Source organism: Pseudomonas sp. IAC-BECa141, from assembly GCF_020544405.1.
Taxonomy (GTDB): Bacteria; Pseudomonadota; Gammaproteobacteria; order Pseudomonadales; family Pseudomonadaceae; genus Aquipseudomonas.
In genome coordinates, this window is the sequence record NZ_CP065410.1 from 204,173 (window position 1) to 218,798 (window position 14,626).

A 14,626-nucleotide genomic window follows, 5' to 3' on the forward strand; every position below is an offset into this window, starting at 1 on the left:
ATGCTGGATAGACTGCTGGCCCTGCTTGTTCTGGCGATCGTTCTCGGCGTTCCGCTGGGGCTGATCTTCCTGGTCACCGGGCAATTCCTGATGGACTTCGTGTTCTTCTACCCGCTGTTCATGTCCGGGTTGTGGATTTCCGGTGGCTTGTATTTCTGGCTGCACTGGGAGCGGCACTGGCCGTGGAAGGACGACACGCTGCCACCACCGCTGGCAGGCGAACCGCTGATTTCGATCCTGATCCCTTGCTATAACGAGGGCGACAACGCCGCCGATACCATCCACGCGGCGCTGGCGCAGCATTACCCGAACATCGAAGTCATCGCGATCAACGACGGCTCCAAGGACAACACCGCACAAGTGCTGGATGCGTTGGCCAAGGAAGACCCTCGGCTGCGGGTGCTGCACCTGGCGGAAAACCAGGGCAAGGCCGTGGCTCTGCGCATGGGCGCCATTGCTGCGCGCAGTGAATATCTGGTGTGCATCGACGGTGACGCGCTGCTGGCGCCGAACACCGCGGCTTATCTCGTCGCGCCGATGCTCGACAACGCGCGGCTGGGCGCGGTGACCGGCAACCCACGAATCCGCACGCGTTCGACGCTGGTCGGGCGGGTTCAGGTCGGCGAGTTCTCGTCGATCATCGGGCTGATCAAGCGCACCCAGCGGGTGTTCGGGCGGATTTTCACCGTCTCGGGTGTGATCGTCGCGTTCCGCCGTACCGCGCTGAACCGGGTCGGCTACTGGAGCCCGGACATGATCACCGAAGACATCGACATCAGCTGGAAGCTGCAACTGGACCACTGGAGCATCTTCTACGAGCCCCGTGCCCTGTGCTGGATCCTGATGCCGGAAACCCTGCGCGGTCTGTGGAAACAGCGTCTGCGCTGGGCCCAGGGCGGCGCCGAAGTGCTGTTCAAGAACATTCGCGGGATCTGGCAGTACCGTCACCGTTACCTTTGGCCGCTGCTGTTCGAATACTGCCTGTCCACCGGTTGGGCGTTCACCTTCCTGTTGTCGGTGATCTTCTGGGCCGTCGGCAAGTTCGTGGTCATGCCCGAGGCGATTGCGGTGCATCACCTGATGCCTCCGGCGTTTACCGGTTTGCTGCTGGCGTTTGTCTGCCTGGTGCAGTTCGCGGTCAGCATCATCATTGACCGTCGCTACGAGCCGGGCCTGGGCAAGACGATGTTCTGGGTGGTGTGGTACCCGATCGCGTTCTGGTTCGTCAGCCTGCTGACCACGCTGGTCAGTTTCCCCAAGGTATTGTTCGGTCAACACCAGAAGCGTGCGCGCTGGGTCAGTCCCGACCGGGGTATCAAACCGATCGGGGACGATGAAGAGGAGGTTATCAAATGAAAATCATCCGGACCCGCCAACGGCCGTTTCTGGTGGTGGTCGATGCGTTCTTCACGGTGCTGGCCTGGGTCGGCCTGCTGTATCTGCTGGTGCGCGGCCTGTGGCCGTTGATCGAGACCCACGAAGGCGGGCCGCGCATCGACCATTCGGCGTTCGAAGCCCTCGGCACTTTGCAGATTTACCTGTGGGTGGCGTTGGTCAACGCGGTGATCCTGATCGGCTGGGCGCGTTATCAACAACGCAAGAGCCGAAGCTTCGCCCAGCGTCGCCTGCCGCCCCCGGTGGTCGACGATGAGGCGCTGAGCCGCAGCTTCAAACTGTGCGACGACCGCTTTCAGAAACTGCGCGGGCCGGGCGTCATGACCATCCACAACGATCAGGACGGCGACGTCAGCCATGTCGTGCCGCATTTGTGGCCGGTCCAACCTGAAGAATTGCCGCCGCCGCTGGCGCCACTGGAGCACCCTCGGGTGATCTTTCTGCACGCCGAGGACGATGACAACCGCGAGCCGTTGAACCGGATCACCTGACGGCGCGAATCAGCCGCCAGGCCTCCTCCATCGACAGCGGTTGCTTCATGCGTTCGGCCAGCAGCGCCATCGACCTTTCCTCTTCGCAGGCCACCGCTGCCACCACGACACCCTTGCACCCGAACAGTCCGATAAACGGCGGCTGTTCGGGTTCGCCGATAAATTCGACCGCATCCCACGCCTCGGCGTGACCGAGATAGTCGTAGTTGCGGCCGAAATGCCAGGTCCAGAAATACGGCACGTCGAGGTAATGTTCATCGCCACCGAGCAGATTGGCAGCGGCGATCCGCGCGTGCTGCTGGGCCAGGCGCCAGTGCTCGATGCGTTGTGGCTGGCCGTTCAGCGGGAAGGTGGCGATATCGCCAATGGCCCACAGACCTTCGGTGACGCGCAGGCTGCCATCGACCAACAGCGATTGATCGTCCTCGCGCGGCAGGTCGCCGAATGCTTCGGTGGCCGGATGTACGCCGATTCCCGCTAACACCAGATCCGCCGACAGGCGCAGGCCATTGTCGAGCAACACTGCCTCGACCTTACCGTCGCCGGTGATTTCCATGGCTTCGTGATCGGTGATGAATTTCACGCCGTTTTCTTCATGCAGCGCACGGATCGCCTTGCCGACGGCTTCACCGAACTGCGCCGCGAAGGGAATCGCGTGCCGCGCGAGTACCGTCACCTCGAGCCCGTGCTGGCGCAGGGCCGAGGCGCATTCGAGTGCAATGAAGCTGTCACCGATGATGACGGCACGCTGGCCGGGTTGGGCGGCGTCCATGATGGATTGCGCCTGGGCTTTGGAGCGCAGGACAAACACCTGGGGCAGGTCGGCGCCGGGCAGTTTCAGCGCGTTGGGCGTTGCGCCGGTGGCCAGCACCGCCGCGCTGTAATTCATTGTGCGGCCATCGCTCAGGTGAAGGGTCCGGGTATCGGCATCGAGCCCGCTGACCTCGCCCGAAACCCGATTGATGTGTTGCTCGCGGTAAAAGTCGTCATCGCGCAGGGGCGGGGTTTCCGGCGCCGGCATTTCCCCGGACAGCACGAATTTGCTCAACACCGTTCGGTCGTAGCCGGCGTCCGGCTCGCAGTCGATCAGCACGATCCGCCCGCCGAAGCCTTTCTCGCGCAGCGCGGCGGCGCAGGCCGTTCCGCCGGCACCGGCGCCGACAATGACAAAGGTGCGTGGATCGTCCTGCGGCGGAGTGTGCGGATCCGGCAACGGCTGGTCATCGACCCACACCTCGTCGCCGCGCAGTTCCAGCGGATAGCGCTTGAGGCTGTCCAGCGCCGGAGGTTCGCACAAGGCGCCGTCTTCGGCGCGAAAGGCTGCCTTGTGCCACGGGCAGATCAGCCGGCCGTGACACAACGCACCTTCCGCCAGCGGCGCGCCGGCATGCGGGCATTCCCCCTGAAAGGCGCGCAACTGGCCGGCGGCGCGCAGCAGGACGATCTTGCAGTCGCCGATCTGCACCTCCAGCCCACGGTCTTCAGGCACATCGGCGAATCGGGCGACACGGTGCAGGGTCATGTTCGTGCTCCTCACAGGCATTTCTCTTACGAGTTTGGGCCGCATTGCGAGGTTCAGCCATTTCCTACTGCCACGGCACGAACGGTACGGCTATAGTTTGCAGGCCGACGAAGGCCCAACTGCACAAGGTGCTCCCGGAATGACCCGATTGACCTCTCTCAACCCTTGGCTGGCGGCCGTTGCCGTCGCCCTTTGCGTGCAGTTTCCGGCGCAGGCCCAGGAGCGTTTCACCCTCAGCATTCCCGGTGTGTCGGATAACCGTCTGTTCACCTCGGCGGCGGCCAGCGATGCGGCCGGCTGCGGCGGCAAGAACCAGTCACCGGCCCTGAGCTGGAACGCAGGCCCCAGCGGAACCCTGAGCTACGCGATCGTCATGCACGATCCGGACGGCCAGAAAGGCGCGGGCGTCGATCACTGGATTCACTACGGGATCAAGGCCACGACCCGGCAGATTCCGGCCGGTGTCGGCGCAAAATCGGCCCTTGAAGGCTTCGGTGGCACCAACAGCAAAGGCACCACCAGCTACATCGGCCCATGCCCACCGGTTGGCGACAGCGCGCACCACTACATCATTCAGATCTACGCCCTCGATCTGGCCCCGGACGCCTTGCCCGCCGGTCTGACCCGTGCCCAGCTGATGGAAAAAATCAAAGGCCACGTGCTGCGCAACAGCAGTGTGGTGCGGCGTTATCACCGCTGAAAATTTTTCGGTGAGGTTTAACCCGTACTGAAAGGGCTGCCCGTCTCAGGGGATGAATGGATCAATTCTTCCCCGAGGTCAGCCCCCATGTCCCTTCCTTCCACGCTTCTGCGCCCTCTTGCTGCCAGTGTGTTGCTGGTGGTTGCCGGTTGCGGCGTTTCCTCCAGCCCGGAAACCACCGTTGTGCCACCTCCGGCGCAGACCGAACTGAAATCTTCCGCGCAGCCCGAAGCGATCATGGCCGACAGCTCGATGGCCAAGCGCAGTGTCCTGGCGGCGCCGATCGCCCGTTTTGCACCAATGCCGGCCGGTGAAAGTTATCCACAGGGTTATCGCGACGAACAGCGCGAGCAGTACGCCAATCTGGCCGACAACCCGATCCACAGCGTCGCCGAAACCCCGGTCTCGACCTTCAGTGCCGACGTCGACACCGGCGCCTACGCCAACGTGCGGCGGTTGCTCAATCAGGGTCGACTGCCGCCGGAGGGCGCGGTGCGGCTGGAAGAGATGGTCAATTACTTTCCCTACGACTATGCGCTGCCGAGCGATGGCTCGCCCTTTGGCGTGACCACCGAACTGGCTGCTTCACCGTGGAATCCGCACACCCGCTTGCTGCGCATCGGCATCAAGGCGTCCGACCGCGCCGTGGCGGAACTGGCGCCAGCGAACCTGGTGTTTCTGGTGGATGTGTCCGGCTCGATGGACCGCCGCGAAGGCTTGCCGCTGGTCAAAAGCACCCTGAAATTGCTGGTCGATCAATTGCGCGAGCAGGATCGGGTGTCGCTGGTGGTGTATGCCGGCGAATCCAGAGTGGTGCTGGAGCCGACTTCCGGACGGGAAAAGGCGAAAATTCGCGCAGCCATCGAGCAATTGACTGCCGGCGGCTCGACCGCCGGCGCTTCAGGCATTGAGCGGGCTTATCAGATGGCGCAGCAGGCGTTCATCCCCAAAGGCATCAACCGCATCCTGTTGGCCACCGACGGTGACTTCAATGTCGGCATCAGCGACTTCGACAGCCTGAAACAAATGGCTGTGGATAAACGCAAGACCGGAATTTCCCTGACCACCCTGGGTTTCGGTGTGGATAACTACAATGAGCACCTGATGGAACAACTGGCCGATGCCGGTGACGGCAACTACGCCTACATCGACAACCTGCGTGAAGCGCGCAAGGTGCTGGTGGATCAACTCGGTTCGACCCTCGCCGTGGTGGCGAAAAACGTCAAGTTGCAGGTCGAGTTCAACCCGGCGCAGGTCAGCGAATACCGGCTGCTCGGCTACGAAAACCGCGCGCTGAAGCGTGAGGATTTCAGCAACGACAAGGTCGATGCCGGCGAAGTCGGTGCAGGCCATACGGTGACGGCGTTGTATGAAATTGTCCCGACAGGCGAGAAGGGCTGGCTGGAGCCGCTGCGCTACGGAAAAACCGATGCAGTGGTTTCCGAGAAGAAAGGAGAATTGGCAATGCTGCGTGTGCGATATCAAAAGCCTGAGGGTGGGAAAAGTCTGCTGATCGAGCGGCCGATTGCCAGTCAGGTTGCGCCGGCCAGTGAGGACCTGCGTTTCGCCGCCGCCGTCGCCGCGTTTTCCCAGCAACTCAAGGACGGCCGCTACACCGGTGATTTCAGCCTCAAGGACACCGAAGCCCTGGCCCGAGGTGCCCGTGGCGATGACCGCTTCGGTCTGCGCAACGAGTTCGTGCAACTGGTGGAACTGGCGCAGAGCCTGCGTACGTCCACCGCCTCCATCGGAATGTCCACTGAGCGACGGATTGAATAGTGAGCCGCCTCAAAGGCTTCATCACACAGCTGTTTGCTTCTGCAGACAGCCTTGAGACCAGCAGCGACGAATCGCTGCTGGCCCGTTATCGCGAGGGTGACAATAAGGCGTTCGAGATCCTGTACGCCCGTCATCGCCAGAGCCTTTACCGGTTTCTGCTCGGGTTGAGCGGCAAACCGGAACTGGCTGACGAGGTGTTCCAGGAGACCTGGCTGAGCCTGATCCGCAGCACCAGTCAGCTACAAGGCCGGGCGACCTTTCGTACGTGGTTGTTCCAGATTGCCCGCAATCGCCTGATCGATCACTGGCGCAAACACGGGGCCCGGCAACCGCTGCATGACAGTTACGACGAGCAAACCCACGCCATCAGCGACGACGACTCCGATCCCGAACAGCTGCTCAATCTCAGCCGCGACAGCAAGCGCCTGGAAAGCGCCCTGCAAACCTTGCCCGCCGACCAGCGCGAAGTGTTCCTGCTGCGCGCCCACGGCGACCTCGACCTGGCGCAAATCGCCAGCCTCACCGAAACACCGCTGGAAACCGTCAAGAGCCGTTTGCGCTACGCCCAGCAAAAACTGCGTCGGCTGCTGGCCGAGGAGGTACTGACATGACGGACGCCCGCCCGACCCCCGAAGAGCAAGTGCTCAAGCACGTGCGTGAACAGCACAACGCCGAGCCGCCGGCGCATCTCGATGCGCTGATCCTCAACGCCGCCCGCCGTGAAACCCCGATGCCACGGCAGAGCCTGTGGCAACGCTGGCTCAAGGCCTGCCAGACACCGCGCTATCAGGTGGCTTTTGCCAGTCTGGTCGGCATCGCGCTGATGCTGTCGCTGGTGCAACGCACGCCGGAGCCCGTGGCTCAATACGATTTCGCCCCCGCCGCGAAACCGGCTGCGCCTGTGGCCCGCCAGGAGGCCCGATCATTGTCGGCGCCCGCCGGCGCGCTTTCTGCGCCAGCTCCCGCGCCAATGGCGGAAATGGCTGCACCGATGCAGAGCGAATCGATCAGCGCCGACACGGCGGACGAAGCCAAGGTCGGCAAGCGCGCCGCTGCCCCGGTCAACGGTCTCGACGAGCAGCTGCGTGAAGTCTTGCGCCTGCGCGAGTCCGGCCAGTCGCAAGCGGCCGACACCCTGTTCAACCACCTGCACAAGCGCTACCCGAACGTGAATCTCGACCTGCGACTGGAAAAAATCCGCAAGAACTGACCGTATCAGTCATCCGCCATTTGGCATTGACCCGCAAAAACGCGCACTATCGGGTCATTGCCGATGCGCTGGAGGATGCCGTGGCCCAAAAAATCGACCGCATCGCCCAAATGCTCAACTGCCCGGTGAAGGGTGAGGAACTGCGGCGGGCAGTGACGGAGAGTCGCAAGGAGTTTCTTCTGGCCAAACAGGCCGAAGAGAATCTGGAGGAAGACGTTCTCGATGATGACTTGATCGAGGACGAAGAAGACGATGATGAATATGACGAGTTTGACTGGACGACGGAGTGAGTCGCCGGTCGGCAGGCACAAAAAAGCCCCGGACCATCACAGTCCGGGGCTTTCTCGTTTAAATCAATGGCGCACCAGGCGGGATTCGAACCCACGACCCCTGCCTTCGGAGGGCAGTACTCTATCCAGCTGAGCTACTGGTGCAGCGGGCGACATCATACCTAGGTCGGCTCGGGGCGTCCATGCCGGTTTTTGCCGGGTCATTGTCAGTGTTTGTGTCGGTGCAGGGCGCATTCCAAAAGGCTGTAACGTCCTGCAAAACGCTCTCGTGGCAGTTTGGCGCAGCTGTTCTATTGTTTTCCTGCGGCGGGTTCCTCGATCGCCTTATTCAGGGAGAAAAGCATGAGCGTCGTCAATCCTCAAATCACCGACTCTGTCACCCAATCGACCGTGCAGGTCGTCGGTTCTGCACCGGCCACGGCCATTGCTACGCTGACTCAGGTCAGCAGTCATGCGGTCAGTCTGGCGTTGCAGAACGCGGTCAGTCATCAGCAGGCGCTGAACATCATCGGCAACGCCACCGTGGCGGCGGCCGTGCAGCAGATTCTGGCGGTGGGAGGGCGATCCTGATGGCCAGGGAAAAGGCGCAGACCGACGGCGCTGAGCAGCCGGCCGTCGATCCGGCCGCCGCTGCGGCTTCATTGCTCGAATCACTCAACGAGCATCTGCTCCAGCAATCGTCTGAGGGAGTGGGTGCCGACGCCTTGAACCGACAGATCGTCGAAGCGGTGAACCTGCTCAACACTCAGTTGGCGGCCAATGCGCCCGCACTGGCGTCGCTGGGTTCGGAGCTGCTGATTCGTCAGGCCAGCGGATTGGTGGCGCAGTCGGCGGCGAGCTACTTCGATGGTGTCACCAAGCTCGCTCTGGCTTCTCAAGGTGTGCTGTTGCGCAAGATGACCGAGAGCATCATCAAGGATGACCTCGACGCCGCCACCGAAAGTGCGCTCGGCGCGTTGAATACCCATCTGCTGGTGGGCGGGGCCGCAGCGGTGGCCGCGGCGAGCGGGGTGCTGGACGCCGACGGAGTGGACCAGGCACTTGAGCGAATCAATCAGAGCATTGCCCAGTTCAGCGCCAGCCAGCCTGAGCGGTCGTCCGGCGCCTGAGCAATATTTGCAACACCCACTGTCCCTTGAAAGGAGTCGGAACATGGCAACTGTGAATGATCAGATTACCGATGCAGTCACCCAGACCAGCGTCAAGGTTGTGGCCGAAGCGCCGGCCATGGCGATGGGCAGTATTTACCAGAGCCTGGCGCACTCGACCGGCATCCTGTTCGAGAACGCCGTCAGTGCCCAGCAGCAACAGAACACCCTGGCGCAAGCGGCGACCAATCAGGGCGTGATGCAGATTTACAGCGTCGATACCACAGCCGGCGCCGCGGCCACGGAGAAAGTCGCGCAGACGGGGGTGGCTGACAACCTGACCAGTCTGTTGACGGTGCTCAAATCGTTTCAGGATAAGTAGTCACCATCCTCTGTTCCCTGCCGTTCGACGGCGGCAGGGAACACGGGCGCTTGTACGTTGATCTGAAATGTTCAGCAATTGCGGCGTTTTTGTTCTTTTTTTCGAACGCCCTATTGTCCTCCAACCCCTTTGAACCTAGGATTCGTTTGAGATTTCAAACGCTCCTTATCCAGGTGCTGAGTCGCACGTCTTTTGAGTCGTGCGCTGTTCATGTGCCAGCCCGGTAAATGATTTCCCTGACGGCAGCCTTGCGAGGCGCCTTTCTACAATCATAATTTTGCTCCGCGCTTTGCGCGGTGCTGTTAAGGAAAGCCGACATGCAGCTTAAAGACACCCAGTTGTTCCGCCAGCAAGCCTTCATCGATGGCGCATGGGTCGACGCGGACAACGGTCAGACGATCAAGGTCAACAACCCGGCCACCGGCGAAATTCTGGGCACCGTGCCGAAAATGGGCGCTGCCGAAACCCGCCGTGCCATCGAAGCCGCCGACAAGGCGCTGCCGGCCTGGCGTGCACTGACCGCCAAGGAGCGCGCAGGCAAACTGCGTCGCTGGTTCGAACTGATGATCGAGAACCAGGACGACCTCGCTCGCCTGATGACCCTCGAACAAGGCAAACCACTGGCCGAAGCCAAGGGCGAAATCGTTTACGCCGCTTCGTTCATCGAGTGGTTCGCCGAAGAAGCCAAACGCATCTACGGTGACGTGATTCCGGGCCACCAGCCGGACAAGCGCCTGATCGTGATCAAGCAGCCGATCGGCGTGACCGCCGCCATCACCCCGTGGAACTTCCCGGCGGCGATGATCACCCGTAAAGCCGGTCCTGCGCTGGCCGCCGGTTGCACCATGGTGCTCAAGCCTGCTTCGCAAACGCCGTTCTCCGCCTTCGCCCTGGCTGAACTGGCCCAGCGCGCCGGCATCCCTAAAGGTGTGTTCAGCGTGGTGTCCGGCAGTGCCGGCGACATCGGCAGCGAGCTGACCAGCAACCCGATCGTGCGCAAACTGTCCTTCACCGGCTCGACCGAAATCGGCCGTCAGCTGATGTCGGAATGCGCCAAGGACATCAAGAAAGTCTCCCTGGAACTGGGCGGCAACGCGCCATTCATCGTGTTCGACGACGCGGACCTGGATAAGGCCGTCGAAGGCGCGATCATTTCCAAGTACCGCAACAACGGCCAGACCTGTGTTTGCGCCAACCGTCTGTACATTCAGGATTCGGTCTACGACGCATTCGCCGAGAAGCTGAAAGTGGCAGTCGCCAAGCTGAAGATCGGCAACGGTCTGGAAGAAGGCACTACCACTGGCCCGCTGATTGACGAGAAAGCCGTGGCCAAGGTGCAAGAGCACATCGCTGACGCCGTGGGCAAAGGCGCAACTGTGCTGGCCGGTGGCAAACCGATGGAAGGCAACTTCTTCGAGCCGACCATCCTGACCAACGTGCCGAAAGACGCAGCTGTCGCCAAGGAAGAAACCTTCGGTCCGCTGGCGCCGCTGTTCCGCTTCAAAGACGAAGCCGACGTGATTGCGATGTCGAACGATACCGAGTTCGGTCTGGCCTCGTACTTCTACGCTCGCGACCTGGGCCGTGTGTTCCGTGTGGCTGAAGCCCTGGAGTACGGCATGGTCGGCGTCAACACCGGGCTGATCTCCAACGAAGTCGCGCCGTTCGGCGGCATCAAGGCCTCGGGCCTGGGCCGTGAAGGCTCCAAGTACGGCATCGAAGATTACCTGGAAATCAAATACCTCTGCCTGGGCATCTAAGCCTCGGTAGAAGATCGCTGTAAACGCAAAGGGCACGAGAGCGCTGTCCCTTTGCGTCGTTTCAAACCGGAATTTTCTCTGCGGCCGGGAACGCCGTGGCAGTCGATCATCGCATGCTGCCACCGCCGATTCCTCCCGCTTAATCCTTGAACCACGCCGCCCGATGAGCGGCGAATGAGGACTGTAATGAGCAAGACTAACGCTGATTTGATGGCCCGCCGTACCGCTGCTGTTCCACGTGGTGTTGGCCAGATTCACCCGATCTTCGCCGAGTCCGCGAAGAACGCGACCGTGACCGACGTTGAGGGTCGTGAATTCATCGACTTCGCCGGTGGTATCGCCGTACTGAACACCGGCCACGTGCACCCGAAAATCATCGCCGCCGTGACCGAGCAGCTGAACAAGCTGACCCACACCTGCTTCCAGGTGTTGGCCTACGAGCCGTACGTCGAGCTGTGCGAGAAAATCAACGCTCGCGTACCAGGCGACTTCGCCAAGAAAACCCTGCTGGTGACCACCGGTTCCGAAGCCGTTGAAAACGCCGTGAAGATCGCCCGTGCCGCCACTGGCCGCGCTGGCGTGATCGCCTTCACCGGCGCTTACCACGGTCGCACCATGATGACCCTGGGCCTGACCGGTAAAGTCGTGCCTTACTCGGCCGGCATGGGCCTGATGCCAGGCGGCATCTTCCGCGCGCTGTACCCGAACGAACTGCACGGCGTGAGCATCGACGACTCGATCGCTTCCATCGAGCGCATCTTCAAGAACGACGCCGAGCCGAAAGACATCGCCGCGATCATCATCGAGCCTGTGCAGGGTGAAGGTGGTTTCTACGTCGCACCGAAAGAATTCATGAAGCGTCTGCGTGCCCTGTGCGACCAGCACGGCATCCTGCTGATCGCTGACGAAGTGCAGACCGGCGCTGGCCGTACCGGCACTTTCTTCGCCATGGAACAGATGGGCGTTGCTGCCGACCTGACCACTTTCGCCAAATCCATCGCTGGCGGCTTCCCGCTGGCCGGTGTGTGCGGCAAGGCCGAATACATGGACGCCATCGCTCCAGGCGGCCTGGGCGGCACCTACGCCGGTAGCCCGATCGCTTGCGCCGCGGCCCTGGCCGTGATGGAAGTGTTCGAAGAAGAAAAACTGCTGGACCGCTGCAAGGCTGTCGGCGAGCGTCTGGTCACCGGCCTGAAGGCCATCCAGGCCAAGTACCCGGTGATCGGCGAAGTCCGTGCCCTGGGTGCCATGATCGCAGTCGAGCTGTTCGAAAACGGCGACAGCCACAAGCCAAACCCGACCGCTGTCGCGGCTGTCGTGGCCAAGGCGCGTGAAAAGGGCCTGATCCTGCTGTCCTGCGGCACCTACGGCAACGTTCTGCGCGTCCTGGTACCGCTGACTTCGCCGGACGAGCAACTGGACAAAGGCCTGGCGATCATCGAAGAGTGCTTCTCGGAGCTGTAATCCGTAGCACCGTGTGATCGGATCGACAAAAAACCCGCTTCGGCGGGTTTTTTCATGCCCGGAGAAACACTTGCGCGGTTTTCAGGTTGTACCGAAACGCCAGCATTGGCTAAGGTTCAAGCATTGCAAGGGAGGGCGAGCATGACTGCCGTCGATTTACCCGCTGTACCCCGGGTGCTGATTGCCGAGGCCGATCCCTGGTCGCGTGATCTGCTCAAACAAGTGCTGCTGAATGTGCGCTGCGATGCGCGGCTGGACCTGTGCGCCGATGGCCAGGAGGCGATGTCGCTGCTCAGCGAAGTCCCGTATGACCTGGCGATCGTCGACTGGGAATTGCCCGGCGTCGATGGCTTGAGCGTGTTGCGCAGTGTCCGCCAGCGCAAACGCAACCCGCCGCTGCCGTTCATTTTGATGAGCAGCCGCAACGACAGCGCCAGCGTGCGCGAAGCCCTGCCGATGGCGCCGACCGCCTACCTGGCCAAACCTCTGAACATGGAAAGCCTGACCGAGCGTTTGCAGGGACTGCTGCTGAACGCCGGCGAGGAAGTGTTCTGTGAAGTACCTGCACTGGCGCCGGGCATGACCCTCTCGGTATTCCTCGAACGTCGCCGCGAACAGGCCGATGGCGCACCGCTGATGACCGATGTGCAGGTGGCAGTCAAACGCAGCCTCAATCCCAATGGGCTGGACCTGAAGCTGCTGGAGGAGGAAATCCGCACCGATCCGCAGATCACCGCCGTGTTGATTGCCGCCGCCAACAGCGCCGCCCAGCACCATGGCGCGCCGGTGCAGACCTTGGCGCAGGCGCTGCATCGCCTGGGCACCGGGCAGAGCATGAACCTGATCCTTGGCCTTGCACTCAAGCGCAGCGCCCGACTCAGCGATCCGTGCCTAGCCGATTACGCCGAGCGCTATTGGGGCCTGTCGCTGCACACCGCCGAGTACGCGCGCACGCTGGCGCGGCTGCTCGATCTGGATCAGGAACGCTGCTATTGCGCCGGGATGCTCCATCGCCTCGGCGACCTGGCACTGCTGCGTTGTCTGCAGGAATGGAAGCAGGCCGGCGGCGAGCTGGATGAACTGGAGGAAGTCGGCGATGCGCTGGCGGAATTCGGCGCAGCGTATGGCTCGGCGTTACGCACCCGCTGGCGCTTGCCGCTGGAGTTGCGCGAGCTGATTGCCGCGGTTTACCAGCTCGGTGGCGGGGTGTACTCCCGCGAGGCGCTGGTGATGAACATGGCGGCGCAGATGGCGCGGCTGACCGAGCATGAAGGCGTTGAGGAGTTGGCGAAGAGCCGCACGGCGCGCTTGCTCAAGATCGGCTTGCCGGAGCTGATGCGGATGCGTAAATAACCGCGCGCACTACGAATCCCTGTGGGAGCGAGCTTGCTCGCGAAAGCGGTATGCCAGTCAGCGCTATGTTGACTGACAAGACGCCTTCGCGAGCAAGCTCGCTCCCACAGTAGTCTTGTGTTGGGCTGAGGTCTTGAATCAGGCGGAAATGATCCGGTTCTTGCCCTGCCGTTTGGCTTCGTACATCGCTGCGTCCGCGCGGGCGAACAGGGTGTCGAGGCTTTCGTCATCCGGGGTGAGGCTGGTCAGGCCCTGGCTGACGGTGATGCCGAACGTCTGATCACCGTGGTTGAAACTCAGCCGCTGAATTTCCCGTTGCAGCCGTTCGGCCACCTGCATCGCCATGTCTGGCGCACAGCCCGGGAACACCGCAGCAAATTCCTCACCGCCAATCCGCCCGAACAGGTCGCCCCGGCGTAACGATGCTCGCCCGCATTCGGCGATCCGTTGCAATACGTTGTCGCCTTCAGGGTGGCCGTAGGTGTCGTTGATCACCTTGAAGTCATCAATGTCCAGCAGCAGAAACGCCAGTGGTGCGCCTTGCAGGCGGGCGTCTTCGAACTCGCGGTGGGCGCATTCGAAGAAGTGCCGGCGATTGCTGCTCTGGGTCAGCACGTCGGTGGTGGCCAGGCGTTGCAGCTCGGTTTCCATCTGCTTCTTGTCGGTGATGTCTTCGGCGATGCCGACGATGATTACCGGTTGCCCCGGTTCGTCCTGACGGTTGATAAAGCACTTGTCGCTGATCCAGCGCACCTGGCCGTCGGCGGCGATGATCCGGTATTCGCGGTCTTCCACGGCGCCTTTGTGCAGCACTTCGGCGAGGCTGCGTTCGGCGTATTCCAGATCGTCCGGGTAGATGCTGTCGCGCCACTGGTTGTAGTCGGCCAACAGCAGGGCGGCGGAGCGGCCGAATATCCGTTCATAGGCGGGGCTGACATACAGCACCTGACGGGTTTCCCAGTTGAAGGCCCAAAGCACGGCGTTGACGCTGACCAGCAGCGAGCTGAACAGTTGCTCGCGTTCGCTCAGCCGGGCGACTTCGCCCTGAGCGTGCATCAATGCCATCAGGGTTTGCGCGGCCTCGGGCCACTGGGGAGGGGATGAGTCTTTCTGATTGTTGTTGACCATCGACACGAATCTCAAAGGGCGTGCCGGGAAGTCGACAACGGCCACGGGAAAGCCCGCCGGGGGT

At 62.1% G+C, this 14,626-nt stretch carries 15 protein-coding genes and 1 tRNA gene; 13 read left to right on the top strand and 3 right to left on the bottom strand.

What is annotated here, in order from left to right:
* Positions 1-1,356, top strand: a complete 1,356-nt coding sequence (gene pgaC, locus I5961_RS00875) for a poly-beta-1,6-N-acetyl-D-glucosamine synthase (protein ID WP_085697952.1) — start codon at positions 1-3, stop codon at positions 1,354-1,356.
* Positions 1,353-1,886 (top strand): poly-beta-1,6-N-acetyl-D-glucosamine biosynthesis protein PgaD, encoded by a 534-nt coding sequence (gene pgaD, locus I5961_RS00880; protein ID WP_227234073.1) that lies wholly within the window; start codon positions 1,353-1,355, stop codon positions 1,884-1,886. Before pgaC ends, pgaD begins: the two co-directional genes overlap by 4 nt.
* Here the strand turns inward: pgaD and I5961_RS00885 are convergent.
* Positions 1,879-3,408 carry an FAD-dependent oxidoreductase gene (locus tag I5961_RS00885; protein ID WP_227234075.1) on the bottom strand — a complete coding sequence of 510 codons (1,530 nt, stop codon included), beginning with the start codon at positions 3,406-3,408 and terminating at the stop codon, positions 1,879-1,881. The two genes, pgaD and I5961_RS00885, sit on opposite strands and share 8 nt — an antisense overlap.
* Positions 3,409-3,547: 139 nt before the next feature.
* On the opposite strand from I5961_RS00885, the gene I5961_RS00890 reads away from it, so the two are divergent.
* From I5961_RS00890 to I5961_RS00910, 5 genes are all read left to right on the top strand, one after another.
* Positions 3,548-4,108, top strand: coding sequence for a YbhB/YbcL family Raf kinase inhibitor-like protein (locus I5961_RS00890; RefSeq protein ID WP_085697955.1), 561 nt, complete (start codon positions 3,548-3,550; stop codon positions 4,106-4,108).
* 87 nt (positions 4,109-4,195) lie between these two features.
* Positions 4,196-5,887, top strand: a complete 1,692-nt coding sequence (locus I5961_RS00895) for a vWA domain-containing protein (protein ID WP_227234076.1) — start codon at positions 4,196-4,198, stop codon at positions 5,885-5,887.
* A 29-nt stretch (positions 5,888-5,916) separates the two neighbouring features.
* The gene (locus I5961_RS00900; protein WP_227235556.1) at positions 5,917-6,498 is read left to right on the top strand and encodes an RNA polymerase sigma factor; all 582 of its coding nucleotides are present in this window, start codon (positions 5,917-5,919) and stop codon (positions 6,496-6,498) included.
* Positions 6,495-7,097, top strand: a complete 603-nt coding sequence (locus I5961_RS00905; protein WP_227234077.1) for a hypothetical protein — start codon at positions 6,495-6,497, stop codon at positions 7,095-7,097. The genes I5961_RS00900 and I5961_RS00905 overlap by 4 nt, the downstream gene beginning before the upstream one ends.
* A 20-nt stretch (positions 7,098-7,117) precedes the next feature.
* Complete coding sequence (locus tag I5961_RS00910) at positions 7,118-7,387, top strand: hypothetical protein (protein ID WP_227234078.1); 270 nt, start codon at positions 7,118-7,120, stop codon at positions 7,385-7,387.
* Positions 7,388-7,454: 67 nt separating this feature from the next.
* Here I5961_RS00910 and I5961_RS00915 read toward each other — a convergent pair.
* Positions 7,455-7,531: transfer RNA gene (locus tag I5961_RS00915), tRNA-Arg, on the bottom strand.
* Positions 7,532-7,729: 198 nt separating this feature from the next.
* Here I5961_RS00915 and I5961_RS00920 point away from each other — a divergent pair.
* The 6 genes from I5961_RS00920 (at position 7,730) to I5961_RS00945 (ending at position 13,434) form a co-directional block, all read left to right on the top strand.
* Positions 7,730-7,957, top strand: a complete 228-nt coding sequence (locus I5961_RS00920) for a RebB family R body protein (RefSeq protein ID WP_085684289.1) — start codon at positions 7,730-7,732, stop codon at positions 7,955-7,957.
* Positions 7,957-8,496 carry a hypothetical protein gene (locus tag I5961_RS00925; protein ID WP_085697959.1) on the top strand — a complete coding sequence of 180 codons (540 nt, stop codon included), beginning with the start codon at positions 7,957-7,959 and terminating at the stop codon, positions 8,494-8,496. The genes I5961_RS00920 and I5961_RS00925 overlap by 1 nt, the downstream gene beginning before the upstream one ends.
* Before the next feature lie 43 nt (positions 8,497-8,539).
* Positions 8,540-8,857, top strand: a complete 318-nt coding sequence (locus I5961_RS00930; RefSeq protein WP_085697960.1) for a RebB family R body protein — start codon at positions 8,540-8,542, stop codon at positions 8,855-8,857.
* Between the two features lie 317 nt (positions 8,858-9,174).
* The gene (gabD, locus tag I5961_RS00935) at positions 9,175-10,617 is read left to right on the top strand and encodes an NADP-dependent succinate-semialdehyde dehydrogenase (RefSeq protein WP_085697961.1); all 1,443 of its coding nucleotides are present in this window, start codon (positions 9,175-9,177) and stop codon (positions 10,615-10,617) included.
* Between the two features lie 186 nt (positions 10,618-10,803).
* Positions 10,804-12,081: a 4-aminobutyrate--2-oxoglutarate transaminase gene (gabT, locus tag I5961_RS00940; protein ID WP_085697962.1), complete on the top strand. Its 1,278-nt coding sequence runs from the start codon at positions 10,804-10,806 to the stop codon at positions 12,079-12,081.
* 141 nt (positions 12,082-12,222) lie between these two features.
* Positions 12,223-13,434: a response regulator gene (locus tag I5961_RS00945; RefSeq protein WP_085702783.1), complete on the top strand. Its 1,212-nt coding sequence runs from the start codon at positions 12,223-12,225 to the stop codon at positions 13,432-13,434.
* Positions 13,435-13,572: 138 nt separating this feature from the next.
* On the opposite strand, the gene I5961_RS00950 is transcribed toward I5961_RS00945, so the two are convergent.
* Positions 13,573-14,562, bottom strand: a complete 990-nt coding sequence (locus tag I5961_RS00950) for a GGDEF domain-containing protein (RefSeq protein ID WP_085702782.1) — start codon at positions 14,560-14,562, stop codon at positions 13,573-13,575.
* Between the last annotated feature and the right edge of the window lie 64 nt (positions 14,563-14,626).